24 protein-coding genes are annotated in these 26,492 nt (G+C 54.0%); 13 read left to right on the top strand and 11 right to left on the bottom strand.

The window, feature by feature from the left end:
* Positions 1-44: 44 nt before the first annotated feature.
* Positions 45-740: an MOSC domain-containing protein gene (locus FEE96_RS15705; protein WP_138164071.1), complete on the bottom strand. Its 696-nt coding sequence runs from the start codon at positions 738-740 to the stop codon at positions 45-47.
* Positions 737-1,252 carry a MarR family winged helix-turn-helix transcriptional regulator gene (locus tag FEE96_RS15710; RefSeq protein ID WP_246079481.1) on the bottom strand — a complete coding sequence of 172 codons (516 nt, stop codon included), beginning with the start codon at positions 1,250-1,252 and terminating at the stop codon, positions 737-739. Before FEE96_RS15710 ends, FEE96_RS15705 begins: the two co-directional genes overlap by 4 nt.
* Positions 1,253-1,372: 120 nt before the next feature.
* Here FEE96_RS15710 and FEE96_RS15715 point away from each other — a divergent pair, with 120 nt between their 5' ends.
* From FEE96_RS15715 to FEE96_RS15725, 3 genes are read left to right on the top strand one after another with little or no spacing between them, the layout of a single operon-like run.
* A complete protein-coding gene (locus FEE96_RS15715; RefSeq protein ID WP_138164073.1) occupies positions 1,373-2,122 on the top strand; it encodes a hypothetical protein in 750 nt (249 codons plus the stop codon).
* A 59-nt stretch (positions 2,123-2,181) separates the two neighbouring features.
* On the top strand, positions 2,182-2,421 hold the full coding sequence (locus FEE96_RS15720; protein WP_138164074.1) for a hexameric tyrosine-coordinated heme protein: 240 nt from the start codon (positions 2,182-2,184) through the stop codon (positions 2,419-2,421).
* Positions 2,415-2,939 (top strand): peroxiredoxin family protein, encoded by a 525-nt coding sequence (locus FEE96_RS15725; RefSeq protein ID WP_138164075.1) that lies wholly within the window; start codon positions 2,415-2,417, stop codon positions 2,937-2,939. The genes FEE96_RS15720 and FEE96_RS15725 overlap by 7 nt, the downstream gene beginning before the upstream one ends.
* Before the next feature lie 369 nt (positions 2,940-3,308).
* Here the strand turns inward: FEE96_RS15725 and FEE96_RS15730 are convergent, their stop codons facing one another.
* The 3 genes from FEE96_RS15730 to FEE96_RS15740 all read right to left on the bottom strand — a co-directional run bounded on the left by FEE96_RS15730 (position 3,309) and on the right by FEE96_RS15740 (position 6,451).
* Positions 3,309-4,091 carry a calcium-binding protein gene (locus FEE96_RS15730; RefSeq protein WP_138164076.1) on the bottom strand — a complete coding sequence of 261 codons (783 nt, stop codon included), beginning with the start codon at positions 4,089-4,091 and terminating at the stop codon, positions 3,309-3,311.
* A 285-nt stretch (positions 4,092-4,376) separates the two neighbouring features.
* Positions 4,377-5,294 (bottom strand): ornithine cyclodeaminase family protein, encoded by a 918-nt coding sequence (locus FEE96_RS15735; protein WP_138164077.1) that lies wholly within the window; start codon positions 5,292-5,294, stop codon positions 4,377-4,379.
* 11 nt (positions 5,295-5,305) lie between these two features.
* On the bottom strand, positions 5,306-6,451 hold the full coding sequence (locus FEE96_RS15740) for an alanine racemase (RefSeq protein WP_138164078.1): 1,146 nt from the start codon (positions 6,449-6,451) through the stop codon (positions 5,306-5,308).
* Between the two features lie 96 nt (positions 6,452-6,547).
* Here FEE96_RS15740 and FEE96_RS15745 point away from each other — a divergent pair, with 96 nt between their 5' ends.
* A complete protein-coding gene (locus tag FEE96_RS15745; RefSeq protein ID WP_138164079.1) occupies positions 6,548-7,438 on the top strand; it encodes a LysR family transcriptional regulator in 891 nt (296 codons plus the stop codon).
* Positions 7,439-7,484: 46 nt separating this feature from the next.
* Here FEE96_RS15745 and FEE96_RS15750 read toward each other — a convergent pair whose 3' ends face one another.
* The 3 genes from FEE96_RS15750 to FEE96_RS15760 all read right to left on the bottom strand — a co-directional run bounded on the left by FEE96_RS15750 (position 7,485) and on the right by FEE96_RS15760 (position 12,568).
* Positions 7,485-9,032, bottom strand: a complete 1,548-nt coding sequence (locus tag FEE96_RS15750; protein WP_171021736.1) for an FAD-dependent oxidoreductase — start codon at positions 9,030-9,032, stop codon at positions 7,485-7,487.
* A gap of 122 nt (positions 9,033-9,154) precedes the next feature.
* Positions 9,155-9,955, bottom strand: coding sequence for a DUF2145 domain-containing protein (locus FEE96_RS15755; RefSeq protein ID WP_138164081.1), 801 nt, complete (start codon positions 9,953-9,955; stop codon positions 9,155-9,157).
* 339 nt (positions 9,956-10,294) lie between these two features.
* The gene (locus FEE96_RS15760) at positions 10,295-12,568 is read right to left on the bottom strand and encodes an NADP-dependent malic enzyme (RefSeq protein ID WP_138164082.1); all 2,274 of its coding nucleotides are present in this window, start codon (positions 12,566-12,568) and stop codon (positions 10,295-10,297) included.
* Positions 12,569-12,728: 160 nt separating this feature from the next.
* Here FEE96_RS15760 and FEE96_RS15765 point away from each other — a divergent pair, with 160 nt between their 5' ends.
* The 6 genes from FEE96_RS15765 (at position 12,729) to upp (ending at position 18,497) form a co-directional block, all read left to right on the top strand.
* The gene (locus FEE96_RS15765) at positions 12,729-13,814 is read left to right on the top strand and encodes a cupin domain-containing protein (RefSeq protein ID WP_138164083.1); all 1,086 of its coding nucleotides are present in this window, start codon (positions 12,729-12,731) and stop codon (positions 13,812-13,814) included.
* Between the two features lie 134 nt (positions 13,815-13,948).
* On the top strand, positions 13,949-14,365 hold the full coding sequence (locus tag FEE96_RS15770; RefSeq protein ID WP_157023800.1) for a cytidine deaminase: 417 nt from the start codon (positions 13,949-13,951) through the stop codon (positions 14,363-14,365).
* A 3-nt stretch (positions 14,366-14,368) separates the two neighbouring features.
* Positions 14,369-15,673, top strand: coding sequence for a thymidine phosphorylase (locus FEE96_RS15775; RefSeq protein WP_138164085.1), 1,305 nt, complete (start codon positions 14,369-14,371; stop codon positions 15,671-15,673).
* A complete protein-coding gene (locus FEE96_RS15780; RefSeq protein WP_138164086.1) occupies positions 15,673-16,884 on the top strand; it encodes a phosphopentomutase in 1,212 nt (403 codons plus the stop codon). Before FEE96_RS15775 ends, FEE96_RS15780 begins: the two co-directional genes overlap by 1 nt.
* Positions 16,881-17,864 carry an adenosine deaminase gene (locus FEE96_RS15785; protein WP_138164087.1) on the top strand — a complete coding sequence of 328 codons (984 nt, stop codon included), beginning with the start codon at positions 16,881-16,883 and terminating at the stop codon, positions 17,862-17,864. The genes FEE96_RS15780 and FEE96_RS15785 overlap by 4 nt, the downstream gene beginning before the upstream one ends.
* Complete coding sequence (upp, locus tag FEE96_RS15790; RefSeq protein ID WP_138164088.1) at positions 17,865-18,497, top strand: uracil phosphoribosyltransferase; 633 nt, start codon at positions 17,865-17,867, stop codon at positions 18,495-18,497.
* A 426-nt stretch (positions 18,498-18,923) separates the two neighbouring features.
* Here upp and FEE96_RS23845 read toward each other — a convergent pair whose 3' ends face one another.
* Entirely contained in the window at positions 18,924-19,190 is a 267-nt protein-coding gene (locus FEE96_RS23845; protein WP_245226993.1) for a hypothetical protein, read from the bottom strand.
* 5 nt (positions 19,191-19,195) lie between these two features.
* Between FEE96_RS23845 and FEE96_RS23850 the strand changes: the two genes are divergently transcribed.
* Positions 19,196-19,963, top strand: coding sequence for an SPOR domain-containing protein (locus FEE96_RS23850; protein ID WP_246079483.1), 768 nt, complete (start codon positions 19,196-19,198; stop codon positions 19,961-19,963).
* A gap of 118 nt (positions 19,964-20,081) precedes the next feature.
* On the opposite strand, the gene FEE96_RS15800 is transcribed toward FEE96_RS23850, so the two are convergent.
* Both FEE96_RS15800 and FEE96_RS15805 read right to left on the bottom strand, forming a co-directional pair.
* Entirely contained in the window at positions 20,082-21,095 is a 1,014-nt protein-coding gene (locus tag FEE96_RS15800; protein WP_138164090.1) for a hypothetical protein, read from the bottom strand.
* Between the two features lie 166 nt (positions 21,096-21,261).
* On the bottom strand, positions 21,262-22,890 hold the full coding sequence (locus tag FEE96_RS15805) for an AMP-binding protein (RefSeq protein WP_138164091.1): 1,629 nt from the start codon (positions 22,888-22,890) through the stop codon (positions 21,262-21,264).
* A gap of 413 nt (positions 22,891-23,303) precedes the next feature.
* Here FEE96_RS15805 and FEE96_RS15810 point away from each other — a divergent pair, with 413 nt between their 5' ends.
* Positions 23,304-25,493, top strand: a complete 2,190-nt coding sequence (locus FEE96_RS15810) for a hybrid sensor histidine kinase/response regulator (protein WP_138164092.1) — start codon at positions 23,304-23,306, stop codon at positions 25,491-25,493.
* A gap of 182 nt (positions 25,494-25,675) precedes the next feature.
* Positions 25,676-26,326, top strand: a complete 651-nt coding sequence (locus FEE96_RS15815) for a sulfotransferase family 2 domain-containing protein (RefSeq protein ID WP_138164093.1) — start codon at positions 25,676-25,678, stop codon at positions 26,324-26,326.
* Positions 26,327-26,492 lie beyond the last annotated feature (166 nt).

Genomic DNA, 26,492 nt, shown 5'->3' on the forward strand with positions numbered 1-26,492 from the left:
AAACTGCAGGAAATCTCCGTTTTCGCTTGGACCTTTCTAGAGGTTCAAGCCGGGCTCAGACGTTTCCTAGTGTCTTCGTCTAGCTGTCCGTTTGCCATTTTGCGAAAGGCGTCTCGCCAACCTGAGGCGAGTTCCGGAAGTCGGGAAAGATGCGCAGCCTCTTCAGCGCCGATGCGTTTTGTGAGGCGGGCACGAGTGACTTTTGCAACGCTCCAGTCAGGGCAGGGGCGCGATGTTAAGTTGATTTCGTCACCCACTTGAATAATTCCGGGTTCCAGAATGCGATAGTACCAACCGGTTCGACCGGTTTTTTGGAATTGATAGGCCATCGTTTTCTGACCGGTGTGTTCATTCAGTTTCCAACAGGGTTGTCTGCCCTGACTGATTTGCAAGGTTGCCGATCCAGCTGTCAGGATGTCTCCAATGCAAAGCGTTTCCTCATTCATACCAAAGGTCGAGAGGTTCTCACCAAAAGCTGCGGGCAGCGTTCCCGGCGGTAGCAATCCTTCGGACTGCCAACTTGCATAATGATCAGCCGCATAGTGATGAATTGCCTTGTCTGGTCCACCATGCACGTTCAAATCCGCTTGTGCGTCGGCGTCAAAACCAACCGTAGTAACGGTTTGCGGCCCATCTGCAGCGAGCTTGTGAATAGCGGACGGAGGTTTATCAAACCAGTGATCTACAATCCGGCCAACAAATACCCCGTTGATTGTGGCGCTTAAAACTGGGCAATTCATGCAGGTTCCTGTTCGTGACATATTTGTGATATTTCAAAGGGTTCAAGGGCCAGAGACAGGAGCTGGCAGTACCCCCCAGCGCCCCGACCTTCAAAGTGGCGACAGCTGCGGCAAATGCCAAATGGCTTTTGGTCGTTTAAGATAATTGCATGAGACAATGCGCCTCGTAGCCCGGTTTCGATCTGACCCAATTGGGTCGCTGATAAACGATCCAAAGAGAGCTCTAGTACGCTTTGCTCGGCAATGACTTCACGTCCGGTGGCTGTAAGATCATAAGAAATTGAGCGCTTGTCCGTCAGCGACCGCTCTTCAGAAACATACCCTTTACGGATAAGGGCCTTGAACGTTTGGGTCGCGGTGCCGCGGGTGGTCCCCATGTAGGCGGCCGCATGCGAGGGAGAGCGGGAAAACCTATTGGCCTGTCTCAAGTATCCAAGCGCTGACCGTTGCGCCGGGTTCAGATCAACACTCCAGCTTTCACTCGCATCAATACGGGCCAAACGAGCGATCAAGCCCCTTATGCTCTCTTTCTGTGTCATGGGAAACATATAGCGAGTCGAAATTACTATTGCAATAGTTTCGACTCGCTACTATCCATCAATCCACACCGATTCACAAAAGGAACCGAACCGATGCAGAAATTCGCTATTACCCTCATCGCTGTTGGCTTTAGTGCCCTTGCGGCCAACGCCGACAGCAACCACGCCACCCATCAACAAGGCGCTGTTGTTTCTCCAGTGAACGAGACCACCAGGGCCTCATTCGATATTTTGGCGGCTCACGCACACAGGAACGCCAATCAAGTGACCTTTCACATGACCACAAATGGCGAAGCAGGTGTTGACGTTCCTGCGCCCGCAGGCGCAGTCGGCGGGGCGCCGGTTTGGTCTTATGTCTGGCCAACGTCGCTCGATCCATCAGCGGTCGGATTTGAGGGCGAAACCGGCATATTGGCGCTGGCGGTAACCAGCCATCCTGATTTTGATGACACGCCTTTGGTTGACGAGAACCGTGATGGTGATCCAGCCAATGACGGATTGATTTGGCACAGTCACTGGATTGTTTTGGCCCCAACCGAAGCATGCGGGGCAGGTGCTTTGGCCGTTCGTGATATCCCTGAAGGCGAAACACCACAGCTTCCCGCTACCTGGCCTGGATTCCCAATCTTCTTGGATAGCCCTGGGTTCACGCCCTTGTTTGATGGCCCGGAAGTTACCGTGAACGTTGGGTTCGCTAGCAACGTGGATCTTGAGGGGGTTGCCTATGACGGAGTGACGGCCGCTCTCCGCGTCGATGCAAACATCCATGCGCCGCTCTTATGTGTCACGGATGTGTTTGATGTCGCCTCAGGTGATCTCTCTCTGCCTGGCAAGATTGAGTGAAACCCTTTTGGCAAGGTCCGCACCTCGGACCTTGCTGTTTTTTGATCGGAGGACTGATCATGCCAAAACTTTGGCTTACCAGCCTGGAGGTTTCTACTCCTCAGGAAGGCTATGAACTTGCTGTTCTGATGGCCCGTGTCGCGGTGAAAATGACCCAGCCCAGTGACGACATCCGCCGTAAGTTACGTACGGTTTATGAGCAGGACGCTGATGCTCTGATCGCCAGTTCCAGTGTTGTCGCAACCCATTTTGCTACAGTTGCCGCAGCAAATAACTATTGGAAGGAAAGCCAATGCTAGCCCCAGAATTCATAACCTCTGATTGGTTCAATGCGGACAACGCTGCAAAACTGGCTGACTATCGCGGCAAGGTGGTCGTTGTCGAAGTGTTTCAGATGTTATGTCCAGGGTGCATCCTGCATGGCATACCGCTGGCGCAGAAAATTCAACGAATGTTCCCCGCGGATCAGGTGGCTGTACTTGGATTGCATTCGGTATTTGAACACCATGCGGCCATGACCCCTGTTTCGCTCAACGCATTTCTACAGGAGTTTCAAGTCACTTTTCCGGTTGCAGTGGACGCTGCGGGAGAAGGTCACATGCCGCAAACTATGGAAGCTTACCAATTGCGTGGCACCCCGAGTTTGCTAATCATCGATCAAAAAGGAGAGCTGCAAGCGCATCACTTAGGACAAGTGTCAGAGCTTCAGATCGGGGCCGAGATCGCGACCCTAATTGCGAGTGGCAGGAACGCATTGCAGGCAGATGCCATCTCAGAAACTGCAAGTGGATGTGAATCCGGACGGTGCACGGTATAGAAAAACGGGATAACTCGCATCGGATCGGCGATTACCGTGTTGACGGATCGCCGGTTTTCAATTTGATTTTGAATGGCCTCTTCATATGCGGATGGAAGTCGCAATGAAGTTGCTCTCCAATCCAGCAATGTCATTGATGGGGCAGCCGAAGGCGCGGTCTATACCACGGAGTCCGGGTTCGCCCGAGTGTCCAAGAATGAGACCGGCCAACCCCCTGCCAGTGTCAAAAATTCAAGTCGGTCGAAGGGAAGTGGTGCCTGACCGACATCCTCCGTCGCCGCAATACATTTTTTTTTGCCCAAGTGTCTGATTTTATTCGAGATACTTGTTCAGGTGGTAAGTGGTGGAATTCGCCTTGAACGCTGGAGCTCAAGCTCTTCTTCTTTCAATTTTTTCAGAATTTGTCGTGTTCACGCCATCACTCGCCGTGATTTTGTAATCTCCATCTCCTGCAGAGATGAAGTTGAAACCATCCCCAGCAAGAATAGTGTTTTTGCCGTCGCCAGCCTCGATGAAGTTATCGCCATTGCCCACAAGAATGCTGTCGGCACCTGATCCGGTTTCGATCTGGTTGAAAGCATTTCCAACCTGGATTTTGTTGTTACCATCGCCTGCGGAGATCGTGTTGTTGCCGTGACCGGTGCGAATGTCATCCTTGCCTGAGCCGGAGGCAATCGTGTTGTTCCCGGCGCCGACAGTTACTTTGTTGTCGCCATCTCCAACAGAAATGTCGTTGGCTCTGCGCCCGACCAGAACCGTGTCCCGACCGGTTCCAGCCTCAATGATGCTGCCGCCATCACCCGCTGTGACTTTGTTGTTGCCGTCGCCTGCCGAAATCTTATTGTCCCCATCGCCCGCTGCAACCCTGTTGTCGCCATGACCAAGGCGGATGTCATCTTTGCCGCTGCCGCTGCCGCTGCCGCTGCCGCTGCCGCTGCCGGTGGTGATCTGGGTGTTGCCATCCCCGACCTGAACAGCGTTGTTGCCATCCCCGACCGTTACTTTATCGTTGCCGAGACCTGCATCATTGGTGTTGTCGCCATTCCCAGCGGTAACCACATTATTTCCATCGCCTGCATCGATGGTATGGCCTTCATCCCCAACATTAATTTTGTCGGCTGCCTTTGTTCCAGTGACCACTTGCCCGCGCATTCCCACACCCATAAATTTATAAACCTATGAGGGAGAGTTAGCGGGCGCCACCTATGCGTGTCATTGTTTTTAAATTTGCAATTTTAGAGTATTGAAGTTTAGACAATCTGCATATTAACAAAGCCTTACGGTGTCTGGCGTAGAGACTGTGCGCCTTCCTCTTTTCGGCTCGAAACATGCATGGTGCGGCTCTGACCTCATATTTAGCCGGGGCTGGACGTCCGGTGCGGGTTCCACAAATAACATCCAAGCGCAGGGGAAGCATGCCTTTGCCGCTATTTTTGCTTAGGTAGAGGTCGCAGCAATAATGGCCTCTGCAATGTAGAGGTCTTGTAGTGCTATGCCCGAGCTGTCGAAAATTGTAATTTCATCAGCTGTGCGGCGACCCTTGGTGCATTCGGTTAGGGCAGAGCCAATCGCCGTCAAAGACGTTCCCGACTCCGCGTGTTGGAACTCTCCAATGCGGGCCGACTGTTCTGGCAGATCGCAAAACAAGCGGCTTTGAGCAAAAAGCTGAGGCGGCAGTTCTTGCTTGCCGATTGCATCTGATCCCATGCTCGAGATGTGGGTGCCGGGACGAACCCATCCTGCTTGAAATAGCGGTGTGGTTGCGGTTGTTGCCGTTACTATTATGTCGGCGGTTCGACAGGCTGTTTCTGCCTGTGCCTCTTCAGCAGGTAAGCCATTTTCGCGCAACTGGGCTACGAAACTTCGGGTCCGGTCTGCATTGCGACCTACGACCATGATTTTGGTGAGCGAGCGAATTCGCGCGATGGCCAGCGCTTCATAGGAAGCTTGGTGGCCGGTGCCGAATAATGCAAGCGTTTGAGCATTTGAGTGGGCCAAAGCGTCCGTTGCAACGGCATTGGCAGCGGCAGTCCGATATGCGTTCAACTTACCCGCTTCAACAATCGCACCGATGCGGCCTTTTGCCTGATCAAAGAGAAGAATGATTGAATCATGGCGCGGTAGGTCCGCAGCATCATTCGTTGGGAAATAAGATCCGACCTTCAAACCCGTCAGGCTGCCATCAGCGGCGGACTTGACAGTGAATTTGTTCTGCGGATCGCTGGCACTGCCCAACACAACTGGGAATATGGCTGCCTCAGGTAAACTTGCTGCGATTAGCGCACGACGCACGGCCTCAAAAGCCAGCTCATGAGATATCGCAGCGCCGGATTGGGCTTCAGTAATATGAATCATGATATGTCTCCCTACCAGCCGCCGAAACGTGGCCACGCCATAAGGGCGCTTGCAGTGTCGGCGGGTATGACGTTGAAATGAGAATGTTGCGCAGCTGTGGCACAGGCGTGGTTTGGCAGAATGCGTAGTCGCGTGCCCACAGGCAGGTCGGGCATTGGGGTCATTGAGCCGGACCGGCGCGTGATGATCCCGTGTTCTTGATTTGCCGCAGATAGTATCAAGTCTGGGAAGATCTTCCCTGTTTCATCGCAAACGACCCCATATCCTTGATCCACGGCTTGGTCTGCAGTGCCTTTGTCGCGCGACATCGCCATCCATCCAGCGTCGACCATAACCCAGCCACGCTTGTCTTGATGCCCGATCACGGTGGTCATCACGGAGAGCGCAATATCTTCTTGGAGGCAGACGCCTATCCCCGCCATCACCAGATCAAAAAAAACATAAACCCCTGCACGCAACTCGGTCACCCCGGACAAATCTCGGGCTGCATGAGCGGTCGGAGTAGATCCTACGCTAACGACCGGGCAGGGCAGGTTCGCCCCCCGAAGGGCGCTAGCAGCATCAACGGCTGCTGCGCGTTCGATCTCGGCGAATTTGGCATGTGCCTCTTTACCTGCGACGGTGTAGCTCTCGCCGGCATGGGTCATTACACCCCGCAATACGGCGCCACCTTCATGAAGAATACGGCCAATGTTGATCAAAAGGGGATCGTCAGGTCGCAGGCCGCCGCGGTGACCATCGCTGTCGATCTCGATGAGCACGGGGATCGGTTTACAGGCCTCCTGTGATACTTTGACCACCGCTTCGGCCTGCGCCGCATTGTCCAGAATGATGCTTAGATCACACCCGGCCGAGCGAAGCGACAAAACCTGTGGCAATTTCTGTGGCGCGATGCCAACCGCATACAGAATTTCGCGGACACCTGCTGCGAAGAATGCTTCGGCTTCGGCCAATGTAGACACAGTGGCCGGACCAACGCCCTCGGACAGAAGACGGCGGGCCACATCAACGGATTTTGCTGTCTTTAAATGCGGTCTCAGCGATACACCCAACGCCTCGGCATGATCTGCAAGACGGGCGATATTTTGCATCATTTTCTGCTCATCCAGAATCAAAGACGGCGTTGTCAAATCGGCAAGGCGGGGATCTGCTGTCATGGTTTGGCTTTCTTGATAACTACCTGGTCGAGATTACCTGGGTCAAAAGTAAATGAACATTTACTCCTTCTAACGATCACATTAAGTATTTGATTAATGCTAAACCTAACTGACCTTCGTTTCTTTCAAGCTGTTGCAGCAGCCCCGTCACTTGCCGCAGCTGCGCGGTTGCTGAATGTCACGCCACCAGCAGTGACACAACGTCTTGCCCAAATTGAACACAAGCTGCAGTTGAAGCTGGCTGACCGAGGTCCAACAGGTCTGCGCCTCACCGCTGAAGGCGGGCTTCTGGCTGAACGCAGTGCAACTATTTTGGCCGATCTCGACGGATTGTCAGAGGAGCTGGCGGAGCGCCGTGGTGCAATTGCGGGCGCACTTCGCGTCGTGGCCCCATTTGGATATGGGCGATTAAAAGTTGCACCCGCCTTGGCAACATTCGCACTTGAGCATCCCGAACTGGCGCCATCTTTGACTTTGACCGAAGATCCTCGGGGCGCGATGCGGACAGATCTTTGGGATGTACTCATTCATGTTGGGCGACTGCCAGACTTGGGCGTGGTCCAGCAAAAGCTTGCCCCCAACCGCCGCCTTCTTTGCGCCTCGCCGAGTTATGCGTCGCGAAATGGTCTACCAAAAACACCATATGACCTTTCCGAACATCGTATTGGAGTGGTGAGAGAAGATCAGGCCGACGTCACGCTTTGGTCGTTGTCCAATTCAAACGGAGACACAAAGCTGCTCCGCATACATCCAAGTTTTGAAAGCAATGACGGTGAAGTGATCCGAGGGTGGGCGATGCGCGGTCTTGGTATCATTGAACGATCAGAGTGGAGCGTTTACGATGACTTGCGGGAAGAGCGGTTGCTGCCCGTGCTGCCGGATTGGACATTGCCGGACGCCGATGTTGTCGCCCTTATGAACCCCCGCTCGGTTCGAGCTGCTCGGATCGAAGCGTTTGTGTCGCATTTGAAGACACAGCTATCTTAGGTAGCCGAATTCGCGAAACTTGGGGACGGGGGCGGCAGAGAAATATTTAGCGTCTTCTCACATTGGCTAAATGTCTTTGATAGTTACGCAGTTCGGTTTCTACTTGGGCATCTGACCAGCCCAAAATAGGGGCTGCAATCTCTGCTACTGAACGCGCCTGTTCGATGCCTTGATCAGGCTCCCATCCCAAACCCAATCGTCGCATTAAGAGGTCGGTAAGGCTGCTTGGCATCTCATCACGCGCGCAGCGCTCAATTTCCTCAGTTGAGACACAGACACTGCTGTCGTTTTCCGTTACTGACCGAGTACTTTGATAGTCTGGACATTGCGCAGTGTTTGATGCCGACAGCTTGCTCTTAACTTTGGAGACCAGGCGCCGCGCGACACGCCTGTGAGTCATGATCGGTCCACCAGTTAGTGTGAGAAAATTGGGTAATCCATCGCTGGTAAGGTCATGGATTTTGATCTCCCGGCTTCCCAATGGATTTTCGGGATCGCAGGTGAGCGGGTTCACGCCAGCCCAAGAATACAAAATATCATCTCGTGACACGGCTAGTTTTGGCAAGCAGCGATTGGTCTCTGCGATCATCCAGTCGATTTCCTGATCGGAGGCGGTGACCCCAGTGATGTCGCCCGCAAACGGCGTGCGCGTTAATCCAACGTAGTGGATACCGCGAAACGGCAGGCAATAAAGAGGCTCTCCTAGGCTGTTGTAAGTAAACACGCCCCAATCAGTGAATTCATCTGGCAGTCGCAGGGCGATGTGGATCCCCTTCATTCCGGTACATTTTGGTGGCGCATTTGAACCTGTCTTGTGGATGAGCTCATCGACCCAGGCGCCAGCAAGGTTGAGGACAATATCCGCCGTGACGCTGGCCGAATCTGAACCGTTTACGTGTCTTGGTTGCAACGTGAGATGCCAGCGCGCGTCTCCCTTTTGCTGTTTTAGGCCCACAACCTGCGTATAGTTCCTAACGATTGCACCCATCCGTTGGGCATCGAAAATGGCGTCCAGCGCAATGCGCTCGGGCCAGTCAAAGAGGTATTCTCTGAAAACCGCGACGCCGCGCAGGTTGTCTGGATTGCGCAGCCAAGGGGCAACCGGCACGTCGTTTTGGCTTTGTGGACTGTACCGGCGATAATCCAATGGGACACCTGTGGGGCTTGTCAGTCTCAGGGCTGCAAAAGCTGCATCCATTTGCCAGGGCGAGTATTGATCGTCGGAGTAGAGTGGCACGCAGAAATTGATTGGCTTTACCCGATCAGGAATGATCCGTACGATCTCATCTCTCGCCAGCATATCGTCACGCACTGTTTTCATGGATTTAATCAGGCGGTCAGGGCGCTTCAGAGATTGCCAAAAATCTGTTCCTGTCGCCAGATGCCGTAACCCGCAATGAAGCAGGCGGCTGGATCGGCTGGTCGCCCCATTGGCAAAATCACCCTGATCCACGAGCAAAACACGATACCCAGCTGCGCTGAGGTGTTGAGCGGTGCTGGCACCATTTATCCCAGCCCCTACGATTGCTACGTCCACGTGCGTTTGATCTAGGTTTGAGAGTTCTGTCGCCAACGATTTAGATCCTCGTGTCATGAATTGAACCATCGTTACCCTATGTAGGTTGCCGCAAAGCGCAACGGAATTTGTATTGGGCCGCTTCACTGTGACAACCTAAAAAGGTGATGATGGACCGAAGGCAGATGCTAGGTTTGCTGCTAGAAGCGAATAACCATGTCAGGTGTTATTCTATAGACTTGTGATGTCAGGTCATTTTTGAGCATGAACCGGGCGATGGAGCCAAACGTTGCAGTTTCTACTTTGGTTCCGTGATCCGAAGTGGTGAGCGCCCGAGATGCAGATGGGGCCAATAGCCGTTTCATTCCACCGACTTGAATTTCTTGTGGCTGAAAGTGGGCCGCAATATTGGCTTTGATCTGCGGCACATTTCTTGTCCCATAGAGGCTGGCCATTAGCACATCAAGGGTGTGTTCTGTGCAGTTTTGAAGCTGGCTGGTATTGGGATTGGCGAGAACTGAGTATTGGGCGTTATGGAGGGTGGAGTAGGTTGGGCTGGCGATCACGTTTAGTAGCATTTTCTGTAGTCGAAGGTCAGGAATGATGATGCCTGCGTCCAGAATATGTGCATCTGCGAAAAAATCTGCGGGGCTGTCCTGGATGAGATTGCTTCGCGTTTTGTTTCCTGCATCTTGGTACAGATTGTAGGCATGATATCCGCGCCCGGTGCTGCCGTCGGTCCGCGTGATCTGCGAGAATACCCAGAAACTCACGTGGGTGTATTTAATACCAGGCGGGAGCACTTTTGGGTCACGACCCATCCGCGCCACAATCGCAACATGCACACCGCGTGAGGCCAGATCCCGTTGAACACGGTTAGAGAAGGCCGCAACCTCGGCTGCGGGCAGTATGGGTTTACCGGCCTTGCTGCTTCCGGCGTAACCGAAAGATGGCATCATGGCAGCCAATGCGATGAAAATCAGAGAAAATAAGCGGGTCATGAGAAATGCCTTTGATGGGTTAATCAAGAGTAGGCGCGCGATCGGGCTGTACGCCCTGAATCACTGTTGGTTGCTCAGATCCAACCCGATTCAGGTCACTTCCAAGGGCTACAGTACCTTTGCCAACCTCTTCCAACGCAGCACCAGTTTGGGAAGTATATGCAAATGGGGGCTGCTTGTCCCCGATGCGAGTTGTTCTCTGTGGTAGGGTGGATCTATGCAGCGAACTGCAAACCCAGCTCTAAGGCACAAAAAAAGGCGCGGAACTGAACCTACAAGTGTCGGTCAGTTCCACGCCTTCATATCGGGCAAGTGCTGGGTCTGCGAAAGAGCAGAGGGTCAGCCGTAGTGGGTCACCGGAGTGCCAGCAATGGCGGCCATATTCAGTAAACCGCGGGCGGTGATTGAAGGGGAGACAATATGGGCGCGGTTGCCCATGCCCATCAAGATTGGCCCAACTTCAAGGCCATCGGCGCGCATTTTTAGGATGTTACGCACCCCACTTGCGGCATCTGCATGGGCAAAGATCAGCACGTTGGCCGCGCCCTCCATCCGTGAACTGGGGAAGATCCGTGCGCGCAGGTCAGGGTCCAGTGCGGTATCGATGTTCATCTCACCTTCATAGACAAAATCACGGCGCTTATCGTCCAGCAGCTCCAGCGCAGCCCTCAGGCGGGCACCGGTGTCGCAGGGGGTATTGCCAAATTGAGATTGCGAACATAGGGCAATTTTAGGCTCCAGTCCAAACCGACGTACGTGGCGGGCAGCGCCAATTACGGTCTGTGCAATCTGTTCCGGCGTCGGCTCGACCCGCACATGGGTATCAGCGATGAACAGGGGCCCATCTTCAAGGATCATCAGTGACAGCGCCCCATGAGGCGCATAGTTGCCGCCCCCTAACATTTGCGAGACATAGTTCAGGTGCCAGCGGTATTCGCCAAAGGTACCGCAAATCAGGCTATCGGCCTCGCCGCGATGCACCATGATGGCGCCAATTGCGGTGGTGTTGGTGCGCATCACTGCCTTGGCAATATCCGGGGTCACGCCATTGCGCATCATCAGCCGGTGATAGCTGTTCCAATAATCATAGTAACGCGGATCATTCTCTGGGTTGACGATTTGAAAGTGGGTGCCGGGGCGAATGTCGAGGCCCAGTTTTTCACAGCGTGACTCGATCACCTCTGGGCGACCTATCAGGATCGGGGTTTCGGTGGTTTCTTCGAGAATGGCCTGGGCGGCACGCAACACGCGTTCATCCTCACCCTCGGCAAAGACAATGCGGCGGGCTGCAGCACGGGCGGCTTCGAACACAGGGCGCATTAGCATGGCCGATTTGAACACGGTCTGGTTCAGCTTTTGTTTATAGGCTGACATATCGTCGATCTGGCGGGTGGCAACGCCGGTTTCCATTGCCGCCTTGGCCACTGCGGAAGATACCACCGCCACCAAACGAGGATCAAAGGGTTTGGGGATCAGGTAGTCAGCGCCAAAGGTCAGTTGTTCACCCTTGTAGGCCGCAGCTGCCTCGGCCGAGGTGGTGGCCCGGGCGAGCTCAGCAATGCCTTCGACACAGGCAACCTGCATTTCGTCGTTGATCTCGGTTGCGCCTACATCCAGCGCACCGCGAAAGATGAAAGGAAAGCATAAAACGTTATTGACCTGATTGGGAAAATCGCTGCGCCCAGTGGCAATGATTGCGTCGGGCTTCACCTTGCGGGCGGCGTCGGGCATGATCTCCGGGTTCGGGTTAGCGAGCGCAAAGATGATTGGCCGGTCAGCCATTTTGGCGACCATTTCAGGTTTGAGAACATTGGGGCCGGAGAGGCCAAGGAATAGGTCAGCGCCATCAATGACATCGTCCAGCGTCCGAAGGTCAGTGTCTTGGGCAAAGGCAGCCTTGTGCGGGTTCATATCCTCGGTGCGGCCTTTGTAGACCAGTCCGTGGATGTCGCAGAGCCAAATATTCTCACGCTTAACGCCCAGCTTCAGCAGCATATTCAAGCAAGCAATGCCAGCAGCACCACCACCGGTCGAGACAATCTTTATATCGTCAAACCCTTTGCCAGCGACGTGCAGCGCGTTTTTGGCGGCAGCTCCAACCACGATGGCAGTCCCGTGCTGGTCATCATGGAATACCGGGATGTTCATCCGCTCGCGGCACAGCTTTTCGACAATAAAGCAATCGGGGGCCTTGATATCTTCCAGATTAATGGCGCCGAACGTCGGTTCTAGTGCGCAAACGATATCAGCAAGCTTTTCGGGATCACTTTCGTTGACTTCAATATCAAAGCAATCGATCCCGGCGAAGTTCTTGAACAGGACGGCCTTGCCTTCCATAACCGGTTTGGAGGCCAACGCACCGATGTTTCCTAGACCCAGAACCGCAGATCCATTGGTGACCACCGCCACCAGATTACCGCGCGAGGTATAGCGCGCAGCATTGGCTGCATCGGCTTTGATCTCGATACAGGCCTCGGCAACACCAGGGGAGTAAGCGCGTGCCAGATCGCGACCATTTGCCATTGGCTTGGTTGCGCGGATTTCCAGCTTACCGGGTTGTGGAAATTCATGGTAGTGCAGCGCCGCTTGACGCAGGTTCTGATTGTCGGACATAGGGCGCTCCAAAAGATGTAGTTTAATGCTAAACTAATTTTTCCGCCGGGGAAATAGAGGATTTACATAGCACAATTCGGTATCGCTTCCTGAAAATTATGCTTGCTCTTTGCAGTTTCCATGGATGATACTTTAGGCATAAAAGTTTTAAGGGTGAAATATGACTGATACAATCGCGGAAGTGCTAGTGCCGACAGATGAGTTGCGCAATGATATTCCCTTTTATACCAAGGTTTTGGGAATGCGAATGGATTCCATTTATCCAGCTGACAATCCCAGTGTCGCAGTCTTTTCCGGCCATGGGGTGCGGTTGCGGATCGAGAAAGGTGCTGACGTAGCGCCGGGTACTCTTCGCATTTTGACAGAAGATCCTGATGGATTTGCCGAAGGACAGCGCCGTTTGATAGCGCCCAATGGTACCCAGATTGAAATCGAAGAGCGCCATCCACCGATGGTCATGCCGGAAACCGTGCATTCTTTTGTGGTGCGACGACTTAAGGATCAGGCCCCTTGGGTGATTGGTCGTGCTGGCATGCATTATCGTGATCTGGTGCCGGATCGATTGGGCGGGTCTATCATCGCTAGCCATATCCGCATTCCCGATGGGGGACCGGTGCCGGACATGGTGCATTTTCACCGCGTTGGCTTTCAGCTGATCTTTTGCATCCACGGTTGGGTGGACGTTGTTTATGAAGACCAGGGGCCTAAGATGCGCCTGACGGCCGGTGACTGCTTCATTCAGCCGCCTGAAATTCGCCACAGGGTGCTGGAGGCGAGCGACAATGTGCAGGTAATCGAAATTGGTGTACCTGCTGAGCATGTGACCGAAATCGACCATGAAATGACGCTGCCGACGGAACAATTGCGCCCCGAGCGTGAGTGGCAGGGACAGCGGTTTGTTTATAACAAAGCTAAAGGTGCAGACTGGGTTCCATTCCGCCTGCCAGGGTTTGTCTGTCGCGACACCTCTATTTCGGAGAACACCAAGGGTGTTGCTGGCGTACAAGTGGTTCGCCGGGGAGAGGGGACACCACAATGGGCAACTCACGACACTGATATTCATTTCACATTTGTCATGGACGGTACAGTCACACTCGAAGGCGAGGGTCGTGAGCCCTACCAGCTGGAACAGGGGGATGCATTTGTAATTCCCCCGGGCATGAAAACTCGCCTGACTGATGCATCGGATGATGTTGAATTGATGGAAGTGACGCTACCTGGTGTCTTTAACACGACGCTTGGCTGACATTTGTGCCTAAGGGCATTTATAGCTACAGACGGCTCGCCAAGGCGGGCCGTTTACAATTTGAAGCAGGCGTTTTTTGGCTGAGGGCTTTCAATCCCCATTGATGTTCCCGTAAGCTGCGGCATTCTGACCAGATGATCAAAAATCGGGGAATCGCCATGAGCTTGAAACTCGCCGCCACCGCTGTTCGTGAAAACGCACATGCTCCTTATTCAAATTTCAAAGTGGGCGCGGCGATCCGGTCAGCGTCTGGCGAGACCTATGTCGGCTGCAATGTCGAAAACGTGGCTTATCCCGAAGGTACTTGCGCTGAGGCAGGGGCCATTGCAGCTATGGTTGCCGCAGGTGAAACCAAGCTTACCGAGGTCTATGTCATTGCAGATTGTCCTTCACCAATCCCACCATGTGGGGGGTGTCGTCAAAAATTAGCGGAATTTGGGGCAGGCAACGTGGCTGTGACGCTGGGAACCACTGATGGGCAGGAACGCGCGACGACGATTGGCGATCTGTTGCCGGGCAAATTTGACGCTGGCCACATGGAACGGAGCTGAGCAATGGACGCGCGTTCGATTATTGCGTCCCTGCGCCGGGGGGAGACCCCAAGCGAAGACCAACTGCGTTGGTTCGCACAGGGTTTGGCCGATTTTACTGTCAGTGATGCTCAGGCCGGAGCCTTTGCCATGGCAGTTTGCCTGCGTGGATTAGAGGCTGAAGGGCGCCGAGCACTGACCCTGGCAATGCGCGATAGCGGGGATGTGTTGTCCTGGGATCTGGATGGACCGGTGTTGGATAAGCATTCTACGGGTGGTGTTGGGGATTGCGTGTCCTTGTTGCTGGCGCCGGCACTGGCCGAATGCGGTGCCTATGTGCCGATGATCTCAGGCCGAGGCTTAGGCCATACGGGCGGAACATTAGACAAAATGGAATCTATCCCCGGGGTGACAACTCAGGTACCGCAGGACCGTTTGGTTGAGATTATGCGAGAGGCAGGATGTGCCATCGTCAGCGCCACCGCGCAAATTGCGCCAGCAGACAAGCGGTTGTATGCGATCCGCGATGTGACCTCGACCGTTGAAAGCCTCGATCTGATCACGGCCTCGATCTTGTCCAAAAAACTGGCTGCCAGCCCGGACGGCTTGGTGCTGGATGTCAAACTCGGGTCCGGCGCGTTTATGAAAACGATGGATGAGGCGCGCGCCTTGGCCACATCGCTCAGTGAGACGGCCAATGCAGTCGGGTGCAAGACGTCCGCCGTCATCACCGATATGAACCAACCTCTGGTGCCCTCGCTGGGAAATGCGCTTGAAGTCGCGGAGGTGATGAAAATCCTGACCGGTGATCATCGTGGTCCTTTGGTAGATATCAGCGCGGCCTTGGGCGGTGTGTTGCTGGCCAATGCCGGTTTAGCTGCAGATGAGCAGGAGGGCGCTAAGCGCATTGTTGATGCCGTGACCAGCGGCAGAGCAGCAGAGCGATTTGGCCGAATGGTCGCTGCAGTGGGTGGGCCGCTGGGGTTTGTTCAGGATTGGCGACGCTTTCTACCGGAGGCAAATGTGATCAGTGAAGTTCGGGCAACCAAGTCCGGCTATGTCACTGCAATTGATGGTGAGCAGCTCGGATTAGCGGTGGTTCGGTTGGGCGGCGGCCGGATGGTCGAAAGCGATCAGGTGAACCCAGCTGTAGGCCTGTCCGAACTGGTTCGCCTGGGCCAGAAGGTCGAAGTGGGGACGCCATTGGCGGTCGTCCACGCCGCGCGTGAAGAGGCGGCTGATGCTGCCGAAGCAGCGTTGCGAGGGGTGATTAAAATTGCGCCGGATGCCACTGTAATACCGGAATTGATACACGAAAGGATCGCCTGATGGCTCGAGCGTTTTTGGTCGTGATGGATTCCGTGGGCATCGGTGGCGCCCCAGACGCCAGCAGTTTCTTTAACGGCGATTTGCCAGATCTGGGGGCAAATACACTTGCCCATATTGCGCAGGCCTGTGCCGCAGGGAAAGCGGAAGAGGGCCGCAGTGGGGTGTTGTCCTTGCCGAACCTGGAACGGTTGGGGCTGGGTGCCGCAATGCGGCTGGCGTCGCCCATTCCGTTTCCCGGGTTTGATACGCAGCCACAGGGCCGTTGGGGCTGTGCGGCTGAAGTCAGTCGTGGCAAGGATACGCCGTCCGGGCATTGGGAGCTGGCTGGCTTGCCCGTGCCGTGGGACTGGTGTTTCTTCCCAGATACCACACCGTCCTTTCCCGCAGACCTAAGCAGTTATGTGGCGCAAGCAGCAGGCGTGGATGGAATACTGGGCGATTGTCACGCACCGGGCACCGCAATTATTGAGCGTCTGGGTGCAGAGCACATGCAGACGGGCAAACCGATTGTCTATACGTCGGCCGACAGTGTGATGCAGATCGCCGCTCATGAAGAGAGTTTTGGACTGGAACGGCTGTTAGATCTTTGCCAAACAATTGCGCCACGCCTGCACCAGATGAAAGTTGGGCGGGTGATTGCGCGACCCTTTGTTGGCTCGGTCCAAGATGGTTTCACACGAACAACCAACCGGCGCGACTTTGCTATTCCCCTGCCATCCTCTGTTTTGACCAATTGGGTGCAGGACGCGGGTGGACCAGTGCATGCGATCGGTAAGATCGGCGATATATTCTCGATGCAGGGGATTGATACACTGCAAAAAGGTGATGATGCGACGTTGATGCGGCATCTGGCCGAGCGGGTGGCAAAAGCTACCGATGGGAGCCTGACCTTTGCCAACTTTGTCGAATTTGACAGTATCTATGGCCATCGTCGCGATATCTCGGGCTATGCGCGCGCATTGGAGTGGTTCGATGCCGAAATTGGCAAGATCATCACAGAGTTGCGCGAAGGAGACCTGCTGCTGCTGACTGCCGACCATGGCAACGATCCCAGTTGGCCAGGCACGGATCACACGCGTGAACAGGTGCCGGTTCTGATTGCCGGTCTGGGAGCTGGCGCGGTTGGCGAAGTGGCGTTTGCTGATGTGGCGGCGAGCATTGCGGATCATCTTGGAATTGTGCCAGAAGGGCCGGGAAGGAGCTTTTTATGACCGTTGCCGATCTGCCCAAAATTGAACTGCACCTGCACCATGAAGGGGCGGCGCCCCCTGCTTTCATCCGGCAGTTGGCGCATGAAAAGAAAATGGATCTGAGCGGAATTTTTCGTGAAGATGGCAGCTATGATTTCCGCGACTTCACCCATTTCCTGTCTGTATATGAGGCAGCAAGTGAAGTCCTGACTGGGCCCGAAGAGTTCAGGCGTCTCACGTTGGCAATCTTGGAGGAAAGCGCCGCTAATGGCGTGGTCTATACCGAAAGCTTTCTGAGTCCCGACTTTTGTGGGGGCGGTGATATGGCGGCTTGGAAAGATTACCTCGCAGCCATTCAGGAGGCCGCTGAAGAGGCTGAAACACGCTTTGGGATCACGCTGCGCGGCATTGTGACCTGTGTACGTCATTTCGGGGCCGAAACTGCTAAAAAGGCAGCCCGTTGTGCGGCTGATACAGCTGGGGACTGGATTGTCGGCTTTGGCATGGGTGGGAATGAAGGCATGTATGAGCAGGGCGATTTTGCCTGGAGCTTTGATTGTGCCCGCGAAGCTGGACTACGGCTGACCACTCACGCTGGTGAATTTGGTGGCCCGGAAAGCGTCCGTGATGCCGTTCGGACCCTGGGCGTGGAACGTATTGGCCACGGTGTGCGTGTCATTGAAGATGCTGATCTGATGCATGAGCTGGTTGATCGGGGCACAGTTCTGGAAGTTTGCCCCGGATCCAATGTTGTGTTGGGCGTTTACCCTGATTTTGCCTCGCATCCTATTGCTCGTTTGCGTGACGCCGGGGTGGCCGTTACCGTATCTACAGATGATCCGCCATTTTTTCATACGACGATGCGGCGTGAGTATGAGATGTTGAACCGGGCTTTTGGTTGGGACGCGAATGATTTTGCTGCATTAAACGCGACGGCCCTGGCTGCTGCCTTTTGTGATGATGTCACCCGTGAGCGGGTGCAGAAAAGACTGGAGAGCTAAATGAGTGAACATCTAACCGTCGTTGACCACCCACTGGTGCAACACAAGCTGACCTTGATGCGGGATAAGGGAACGTCGACCGCTGGGTTCCGTCAGTTGCTGCATGAAATAACTCAACTGTTGGCCTACGAAATCACCCGAGATATGCCGCTCACCACGACTTCTATCGAAACACCGATGGAGAGCATGGAGTCGCCGATCCTTGCGGGTAAAAAATTGGCACTGGTGTCAATCCTGCGGGCTGGCAACGGTATGTTGGATGGTGTGCTAGAGCTGATCCCCTCGGCGCGGGTTGGCTTTGTTGGGCTGTATCGGGACGAGGAAACACTGCAGCCCGTGCAGTATTACTTCAAGGTTCCAAAAGGCATCAATGATCGTCTGGTGATTGCTGTTGATCCTATGCTGGCCACTGGCAACAGTTCGGCGGCAGCTATTGATTTGTTGAAAGAGGCTGGTGCTACAGATATCCGGTTCTTGTGCCTGCTGGCCGCGCCGGAAGGGGTCGCACGGATGAAGGAAGCGCATCCGGATGTACCGATCGTCACAGCGTCGCTGGACCGCGAGCTGAATGAAAAGGGTTACATCATGCCTGGCCTGGGTGATGCGGGTGACCGAATGTTCGGCACCAAGTAAAAACGAAAGGTCCGAACGTAAATAATTGGGGCGATTGCGCAACTATTTGCCTGATTGCCCCCTTATTGTCCATTAACCCTGCTTTACTCCGAATCGCTTTTCGGGCATCTTTGCACCATATTTTGTGGGGCGCAGCTATGAAGATTACTAGAGTTATTGCACTGAGCATAGTGACGGGTGCGATTGGTGTACCAGCGGCGCAGGCCCAATCTGGGACTCCGTCCGAGTTCCCTCCCGCATCGTATAAGGGCAAGCAGTACGTCGACAGCAAAGGCTGTGTGTTCATCCGTGCCGGAATTGATGGCAATGTGACTTGGGTGCCCCGGGTTAATCGTTCACGCAAGCAACTCTGCGGTCAGCAGCCAACTGTGGTGGCCGGAACCACCAGCGCTCCTACACAGAGTGGTCCTGCGCCTGAGCAAATCACTATCCCTGCCAGCCAGCGACCAGCAACGCCGACCGCGACACCAACTCGGACCAATCCGCCCGCGGCTGTGGCCAGTACAACGGCGCCGACAGCGCCAGCACCAACGAAGCCCCAGCGGCCGACAACCACAACGACGCGTGTTCAATCCGCTCCGGTTCAAACAGCACCCGCGCCTGCGAAACCCGCACCACAGCCAGTTGCCGCCGCTCCCGTGGCCAGAACAACAGCGCCCGCAGCACAGACGCAGGGTGGTTGTTCAAATGCATCGGCGTTGAGCCAGCAATATACTAACAAAGGTGCGCGCTGTGGCCCTCAGGCAGAGTCGCCCATCACCTATGGCAATGGGTCGGGGATTAGCCCGCAGTCGTCGTTGCAGCTGACGCCGAATACACGCATTGTTCCCACACATGTTTATCAGGACCGGCGTCATAGTCAGAATCTGGATGCGCCAGAAGGATTCCGTACTGTTTGGACAGATGATCGCCTGAACCTACGACGCGCTGAGCGCGGTCTGAAACCTGCTGTTGTGAGTGGTACTGTTGAGGTACCTCAGGGCTATGTCTTAGCTGGTCGCGACGATGATCGGTTGAACACCCAGCGTGGCCTGCGCACTGCGGCTGGGGATGTGCAGACTGATATGATCTGGACCCGCACCGTACCGCGTACACTGGTGGCATTGCCGCTTGACCGTCCGGTGATCACTCTTCCTGCTAGCACCGCACGCAGCCGGGCTGAGGCTGAAGAAGATCTGGTCTTACGGCTATCTACCCGTTCAGCACCGGAAACAGAGGTTGCGACACCTTCAGAAATGCCAAAACGCTATGTGCGGGCTGCGACCTTTGCGGATCCTGCAGTGGCCCGTGAGACGGCGCAATCACTTGCAGCTGAAGGGCTCCCTGTACGATTGGGCAGTGTCACGCGCAGAGGGCAGGCATATAGAGTGGTTCTGGCCGGTCCGTTTCAAGGAGAGGCCGCGGCCAATCGGGCGCTAGTCCAAGTGCGCGCTTCCGGTTATTCCGGTGCCCGCATCAGTCGGTAAATTATCTGTCGAGCAGAGTGCTTCTGCATCATATTGCAGCAGATGAGGCCGTCTTGTCATGCAAGACAGTTGACGAAAACGATGAGCCTTCGATCAGTGGAGGCTTGATTGTTCGGTTTCAAGCGCCGCAGATGCTTTGCAACTGTACCCAATCGCGATCATTTAGAACGGGTTCCAAAATGCGACCCGCCATCGGGTCCGCCTCGATCAACCCCAAAACAGCTTCTCCCGTGATATCCTGCGCATAGGCATAGGGGGTTGAAGGAATAGCTGCCTGTGCAAAGGCTGCCAGAATTTTCTCTTCCGGAACCTCAGGACGGGGCGCACTGATCATGGCTTCGGCATAACGGTCCAAGCTGCTGCGATCCAACTTCCCTGTGGTCAGCAATCGGAACGAGGCCAATACTCCACCCGAATTCAACACTTCGGCCAGCGGATCCTTGGCCTGTGCGCGGGCGCGTTCGATCAGCACGGCACCCGCCGCTACCGCTGGGTCTTCGTGGTCTTCGATTAGCGACCGGTTGAGCAAAATAATATCACCGGGCAGGTGTAGGCTGGAAGTTACGCCTGCACGCAGGACTACAATTTGTCGCGCACCTGTGCGTTCAGCCAAACGAATTAGAATGGGGGCTGTTTCAGGGGTTGAACAGACTTGCCCCGAGACTCTCTCGATGCGGCCAAGCAAAGCCTGACCAATAGCTTTACGTTTAATCTCGGGAACTACGCTAACGGTATGGCGCATCATTGCGCCGGGTAGCCAAAACACCAGCAGAGCCGCAATCAGGCTAAGGCTCCCTAACACGCTGACAGTCCGCAAACGGCCCGGATGCGCGCGCGCGCCTTCAATGGCCAGTTGGAGTTTCTCGATAGCTTCGAGCATGGCGGTTTCGTCTTCTGCCAGCTCTAGTGTTTCGCCGGGATCGCCATCGGGGTGGAAAACGGCTGGATATTGGCCTGGGTTTTGCCGCTCCACCGCAGCCAGTGACCAATGCGCCAGCGGTTGGTCCTGCATGTTGGTAATTGTCAACGTGGCGTCGCCGATCGACACAATGACATTGCGGCGTTGATCTTCGCGGTTTGCCCGCCAAAGACCTGCGGCCTCAAGCCGTTGGTATTCCCTCAGTGCAGTCATTTGCCTGCTCGTGTCTTTGCCTCAGTAATAGTCAACGCTAGCACAGCGAGACTGGGGCGGCAAATGGCTTTGGCAGTGGTTGTGTACAACTGTGCGTCGGAGCTCTCTTTCGTGATCACTAGGCTGATTGGGACTGAGAGCTCCGATAAACGAGGTAGCAATTTGATTACAGATTGCGGGCGATCTTGCGAAGCTCGAACTTTTGGATCTTGCCAGTCGATGTTTTCGGAAGCTCCTGAAACACTACCTTTTTTGGTGCTTTGAACCCTGCAAGCGTTTGCCGACTAAATGCGATCAACGCGGCTTCATCCGCCATGGCGCCGGGTTTTAATTCGACAAATGCACAGGGAACCTCCCCCCATTTATCATCTTCCCTGGCCACAACAGCTGCCAAATTGACGTCGGGATGGGCCATCAGCACACCTTCGATTTCTACGGATGAGATGTTCTCGCCACCAGAAATGATGATATCTTTGGCCCTGTCAGCAATTTGTACATAGCTGTCAGGATGTTGCACTGCGATGTCGCCGGAGTTGAAGTAGCCGCCTGCAAAAGCTTCGGCGGTGGCATCTGGATTTTTCAGATAGCCTTTCATCACTGAGTTTCCACGAATGGCGATTTCACCCTGGGTGACACCGTCAAGTGGAACAGGCTTGTGATCGCTGTCCCTTACAACCACATCTTCCATCATTGGCATAGCGACGCCCTGACGCGCTTTGATTGCTGCCATTTCGGGTTTGTCCAACGCATCCCAATCACCACCTTTCCAGTAGCACTCGGTGATATGGCCGTATGTTTCGGTTAATCCGTAAACCTGAGTGACGTTGAAACCCAGGTCTTCAATCTTTGCCAGTGTTGCTGGTGCGGGGGGGGCACCAGCAGTGAACACCTCAACCTGATGGTCAAAGGTTCTGCGGTCCTCATCCAAGGCATTGACAATCATATTCAGCACAATTGGAGCACCGCCAAAATGCGTGACTCCATCGTAGTGAATGGCGTTGTACACTGCCTGCGCAGATACATCACGGCAGCAGACTGCTGTGCCCCCCAGAAGTGGCATCATCCAGGTGTGGTTCCAGCCATTGCAGTGGAACATGGGCACGATGGTCAGATAGACGGGGTGCAGCACCATGCGCCAAGAGACCAAGGTGCCCATTGTCATAAGATAGGCGCCACGGTGGTGGTACACGACACCCTTGGGGCGCCCTGTGGTGCCCGAGGTATAGTTCAGCGCCAAGCTTTCCCACTCGTCTTGCGGAAGGATCCAGTCAAAAGCAGGGTCACCGCTATTTAGTAGTTTGTCATAGGAGGTGTATTTGCCGCTGGCCGGCCACCCAGCCTGATCATCGCCGACTTCAATCAGAATTGGACTGGGGCCATCCATCGCTTCGCAGGCTGCCTCGGCCAATTCCAGAAACTGAGAATCCACCAAAACGACCTTGGCGCCACCATGATCAAAGATATAGGCAACTGTTGCGACATCCAGCCGAATGTTGATGGTGTTGAGCACGGCGCCACAGGCGGGCACACCAAAATGGGCCTCAGCCTGTGCGGGCAGATTGGGGATCAAGGTTGCAACTACATCACCGGGTTTGACCCCTAATTGGACCAGACCAGAGGCGAGCTGACTGCATCTTTGGTAGTACTCTCGATAGGTTTTGCGGTGGGTGCCGTAGCTGACGGCCAAATGATCCTTGAACACGGTCGCCGCCCTACGCAGGTGGGACAGGGGGGTCAGCGCCACATGGTTTGCAGCATTTTTCTCCAGCCCCGTCTCATCAGCCATCCACCCCATTGCAATCCTCCTTTTTGCCCTAATCGGGCGCATTTTTCAGGGTGATACTGCGCAATCTCGTTTCTCTTGAAAAGGGGAGATTCTGGAATTTCAGTCGTTTCGACGACCATCATAACGGTAGGGTGCATGTAATGGGCGCAGGCCACACATCCTGGGCAGTTGGAGGTTCCGTGTTTTTTTGTGAACGTAAATTGCATGTTTTTGAAAACAATGGGTGCAGAGCACTTGGCACAGGCGTTGTGAGCGTCATGTTATAGCTTGTCCGGAAATGAGGTACGCGGCTTTCACGTCGTTGGGATACAAAGCGCAGTTTAGTAAGTATCACGGGTGGACTAGGGAAACGGGGCAGAAGGCCTTGTACGTCCAACTTGCTTGCTGGGGCTCCTAAAAAGGCTTCTGGAGGAGTGAACTAGTTGAAGGTCTCCATTAAGTTTGCAGTTTTTTCAATTGTTGCCTTAGCGGGATTGGTCATGCTGTCGCTTATTGGCCTGTCCAGATACACTTTGCCGATTGGGAGTAAGGTCCAGGCCGAGATCTTTAAAATTAGTCATATGAATTTCGCTTTGGGGCGGTTTCAGATTGATTTTCTACGCGCGCGAAGAGCGGAAAAGGATTTTCTACTGCGCTTGGCCGACGTCTACGCGCTGCGTCATGCGAAATTTGTGGCTAAACTCCACATCACACTGGAAGAGATACAGGGATTGTCCGACGAAATTGGAGGAATGGGGGAAATCACCTTGGAAATTTCTACCCTTACGTCCGCAATTACTGCGTACCAAGAGAACTTTGCTGAACTAGTACATAGCAACCGGCGTCTGGGGTACGATGAAACATCTGGTTTGCAGGGACAACTCCGCCGGGCCGTTCATGGTGTCGAGGCGGCTCTGACACAATCTGACCGCCATGAACTGACGGCAAAAATGCTGATGATGCGGCGGCATGAGAAAGACTTTATCATGCGCGTAGATGTTGCGTATCTCAAACTATTGAACGCCCGGGTCGAAGAATTTCACAGTTTTCCTGTCGGCCTTTTCGAGTCTGCTGAACAGCAGGCTGAGATAAATGCACGGTTGGCCACATATCACGGCACTTTCGCGAAACTTGTGCAAGAAACGTTGAGAGAGCGCAATCTTCGCGAAGTGTTGTCACGCAATTTTGCTGAGGCAGAACCGGTTCTCAACAACATTCACGCCCGTGCCCTAAATAGGCTGCAGGAGGTTCTGGCCGAGGCTGAGACACAAAGTCAAACCTTGCGAGATCAGTCTTTAGCGGCCGGCCTAGGTGGATTGTTGTTATTTGTTGGCATTTCTTTTGTGGTTGCGCAGGCTATTTCACGTCCACTTAGTGGCGTACATGATGCTCTAATACAAATGTCGACAGGCGATTTTTCAAAAATGCTGCCAAAGTCACAGATCACCGAGATATCGGCAGTTGCTGCAGGGGTTGAAGACTTTCGTCAAGCTCGCGACGATGCTCTGTCCGGGGAGAAGGCAAAAGCAAAACTTTTCACTGTGATGAGCCATGAGATGCGTACTCCACTGACTGGCGTACTAGGTTCGATGGACCTACTTAGTACAACCGAAACAACATCAGAGCAGGACGGCTATTTAGATGCGATGCGTGTCTCTGGAGAGCTGCTTTTGCATCATGTCAATGAGGTGCTGGAACTGTCAGGTTTAGAATCCAGTGTAACACTCCGCAAACCTCGCAGTTTTGACCTGTACGAATTAGTACATGGGTTGATTGGTAGCCAGCAAGCCACTGCCAAATCTCAGGGTAACAAGCTTGAGTTGCAATGTGATCTGGGGCGAACCCCTTTTGTAATTGGCCGCCCGAACCAGATTCAAAAAGCGCTACTAAATCTTGTTGGGAATGCGCTCAAGTTTACCACAAACGGCGTTGTTTCGGTTCAGATCGAACGTCAGACCGATGGCAACCAAGTGGAATTTTTGGTCAGCGACACTGGGACTGGGATCGCTCCAGAGGATTTGGAAAGGATATTTGACGACTTTGTTACACTGGATACGAGTTATAGTCGTACAGAACAGGGAACAGGATTGGGGTTAGCAATTACACGAGGCATTGTTGAAGTTCTTGGAGGCCATATCGAAGCCAAGAGTGAACCTGGTAAGGGCAGTCAGTTTCGAATGTTGTTACCCTTACCTCAGTCGGAAACGAAACAGCAAGAAACGCCAGCTGATGAGTCGAAAATCCCGTCTTCCAGACACTTGCTGGTGGTCGAAGACAATGACATCAATCGAGTACTGTTAGCAAAAACGTTACAGCAGATGGGACATCAGGTTACGGTCGCGGCAGGAGGCGCTGAAGCAGTCGAGACTGCGCGTGAAGGAAGGTATGACATGGTCCTGATGGACATCAGTATGCCCGAAGTCGATGGAATAGAGGCCTACCGCCGAATTCGGGCTCAGAATCTGCTGGATGGGGTGGGCGTTGTTGCTCTTACGGCACATGTTTCGGAAAGTGATCAAAACCGTATTCTCAAAGCTGGATTTTCCGAAGTTGCGACCAAACCTATCAGCCGCAAAGAGTTAGAAAAATTGGTTTCGCGTCATACAAACGTTGAAATCGCCGGTCTTCGCTAAAAGTACATTTTAGAGATGCGGTCTTGCGGTATTCTCCTGTTCAATTCAGGGATCAACTGAGGTGCCGCCATTTGGGTATAGGTAACGTTCCAACGTTGGTGGCATAAACAAAGGTTGAAAAGCACCAGATTGAATTCACCGATGCCATTTCGTTTTTCGACCCAATAGCCTAGCTTGCGTTCATGATCTTGTCCGTTGGCCGCTCATATGTCTTTATTCATATCCCCAAGACCGGTGGCACCGCACTGGCTTTGGCGCTGGAGGCGCGCGCTAAAGCTGATGATATCATGTTGGGGGATACCCCCAAGGCGCGCAGACGTCGGCATCGTGTCAGAGAGGTGCCGACCCGCGGACGTAAATGGAAACATTCGACACTGGCAGATATCGAAGGTCTGGTGCCAGATCAGACATTGCGAGGATTGTTTGCTTTTACCCTGGTGCGTAATCCCTGGGACCGGGCGGTGAGCTACTATCACTGGCTTGGAGAGCAGAGTTTTGAGCACCCTGCAGTGGGTTTGTCACGAACTCTGAGTTTTTCAGAATTTATTTGCCATCCACAGATTAAGGCGACGTTTCGAGCAACACCAGCTTCAAGCTACATGCGGCATTTTGATGGGGTAGAACACTGTCAGCTGTTTATCCGGCTCGAGCGTTTTTCTTCTGATGCGCAGCCTCTGTTTGATCACCTGGGATTTGATCTGGACCTGCCTGTAGCAAACAGTTCGGCACGGCTGCGCGATTGGCGGGGATATTATGATGATCGGTCGCTTGAAGCAGTGGCACAAACTTGCGCCGAAGATATCAGACGATTTGAATACTCTTTTAACGATTAAGCTCTATCCCATGGATAAGAGACTGAACCGTTGCCGAACAACAGGCCTTTAATCCACTGCTTTTGCGTGTTTTAAATTCACTTTGGTGACAATGACCCGGAGATGCCTTGTTTCGGCCCACTTGCGGCCTGAAAATCCGGCTTTTTAGGGTTAACAAGACTACAGC

The organism is Parasedimentitalea maritima (genome assembly GCF_005771405.1).
Lineage (GTDB): Bacteria > Pseudomonadota > Alphaproteobacteria > Rhodobacterales > Rhodobacteraceae > Parasedimentitalea > Parasedimentitalea maritima.

Excerpts from the sequence above, each read along its gene's own strand:
- FEE96_RS15805 (WP_138164091.1), bottom strand. The coding sequence starts at position 22,890 with ATGGGGTGGATGGCTGATGAGACGGGGCTGGAGAAAAATGCTGCAAAC.
- FEE96_RS15775 (WP_138164085.1), top strand. The coding sequence starts at position 14,369 with ATGGACGCGCGTTCGATTATTGCGTCCCTGCGCCGGGGGGAGACCCCA.
- FEE96_RS15755 (WP_138164081.1), bottom strand. The coding sequence starts at position 9,955 with ATGACCCGCTTATTTTCTCTGATTTTCATCGCATTGGCTGCCATGATG.
- FEE96_RS15745 (WP_138164079.1), top strand. The coding sequence starts at position 6,548 with ATGCTAAACCTAACTGACCTTCGTTTCTTTCAAGCTGTTGCAGCAGCC.
- FEE96_RS15735 (WP_138164077.1), bottom strand. The coding sequence starts at position 5,294 with ATGATTCATATTACTGAAGCCCAATCCGGCGCTGCGATATCTCATGAG.
- FEE96_RS15765 (WP_138164083.1), top strand. The coding sequence starts at position 12,729 with ATGACTGATACAATCGCGGAAGTGCTAGTGCCGACAGATGAGTTGCGC.
- FEE96_RS15785 (WP_138164087.1), top strand. The coding sequence starts at position 16,881 with ATGACCGTTGCCGATCTGCCCAAAATTGAACTGCACCTGCACCATGAA.
- FEE96_RS15815 (WP_138164093.1), top strand. The coding sequence starts at position 25,676 with ATGATCTTGTCCGTTGGCCGCTCATATGTCTTTATTCATATCCCCAAG.
- FEE96_RS23845 (WP_245226993.1), bottom strand. The coding sequence starts at position 19,190 with ATGCATTTGAACAACCACCCTGCGTCTGTGCTGCGGGCGCTGTTGTTC.
- FEE96_RS15780 (WP_138164086.1), top strand. The coding sequence starts at position 15,673 with ATGGCTCGAGCGTTTTTGGTCGTGATGGATTCCGTGGGCATCGGTGGC.
- upp (WP_138164088.1), top strand. The coding sequence starts at position 17,865 with ATGAGTGAACATCTAACCGTCGTTGACCACCCACTGGTGCAACACAAG.
- FEE96_RS15715 (WP_138164073.1), top strand. The coding sequence starts at position 1,373 with ATGCAGAAATTCGCTATTACCCTCATCGCTGTTGGCTTTAGTGCCCTT.
- FEE96_RS15740 (WP_138164078.1), bottom strand. The coding sequence starts at position 6,451 with ATGACAGCAGATCCCCGCCTTGCCGATTTGACAACGCCGTCTTTGATT.
- FEE96_RS15760 (WP_138164082.1), bottom strand. The coding sequence starts at position 12,568 with ATGTCCGACAATCAGAACCTGCGTCAAGCGGCGCTGCACTACCATGAA.
- FEE96_RS15800 (WP_138164090.1), bottom strand. The coding sequence starts at position 21,095 with ATGACTGCACTGAGGGAATACCAACGGCTTGAGGCCGCAGGTCTTTGG.
- FEE96_RS15720 (WP_138164074.1), top strand. The coding sequence starts at position 2,182 with ATGCCAAAACTTTGGCTTACCAGCCTGGAGGTTTCTACTCCTCAGGAA.
- FEE96_RS15725 (WP_138164075.1), top strand. The coding sequence starts at position 2,415 with ATGCTAGCCCCAGAATTCATAACCTCTGATTGGTTCAATGCGGACAAC.
- FEE96_RS15750 (WP_171021736.1), bottom strand. The coding sequence starts at position 9,032 with ATGACACGAGGATCTAAATCGTTGGCGACAGAACTCTCAAACCTAGAT.
- FEE96_RS15705 (WP_138164071.1), bottom strand. The coding sequence starts at position 740 with ATGAATTGCCCAGTTTTAAGCGCCACAATCAACGGGGTATTTGTTGGC.
- FEE96_RS15730 (WP_138164076.1), bottom strand. The coding sequence starts at position 4,091 with ATGCGCGGGCAAGTGGTCACTGGAACAAAGGCAGCCGACAAAATTAAT.
- FEE96_RS15770 (WP_157023800.1), top strand. The coding sequence starts at position 13,949 with ATGATCAAAAATCGGGGAATCGCCATGAGCTTGAAACTCGCCGCCACC.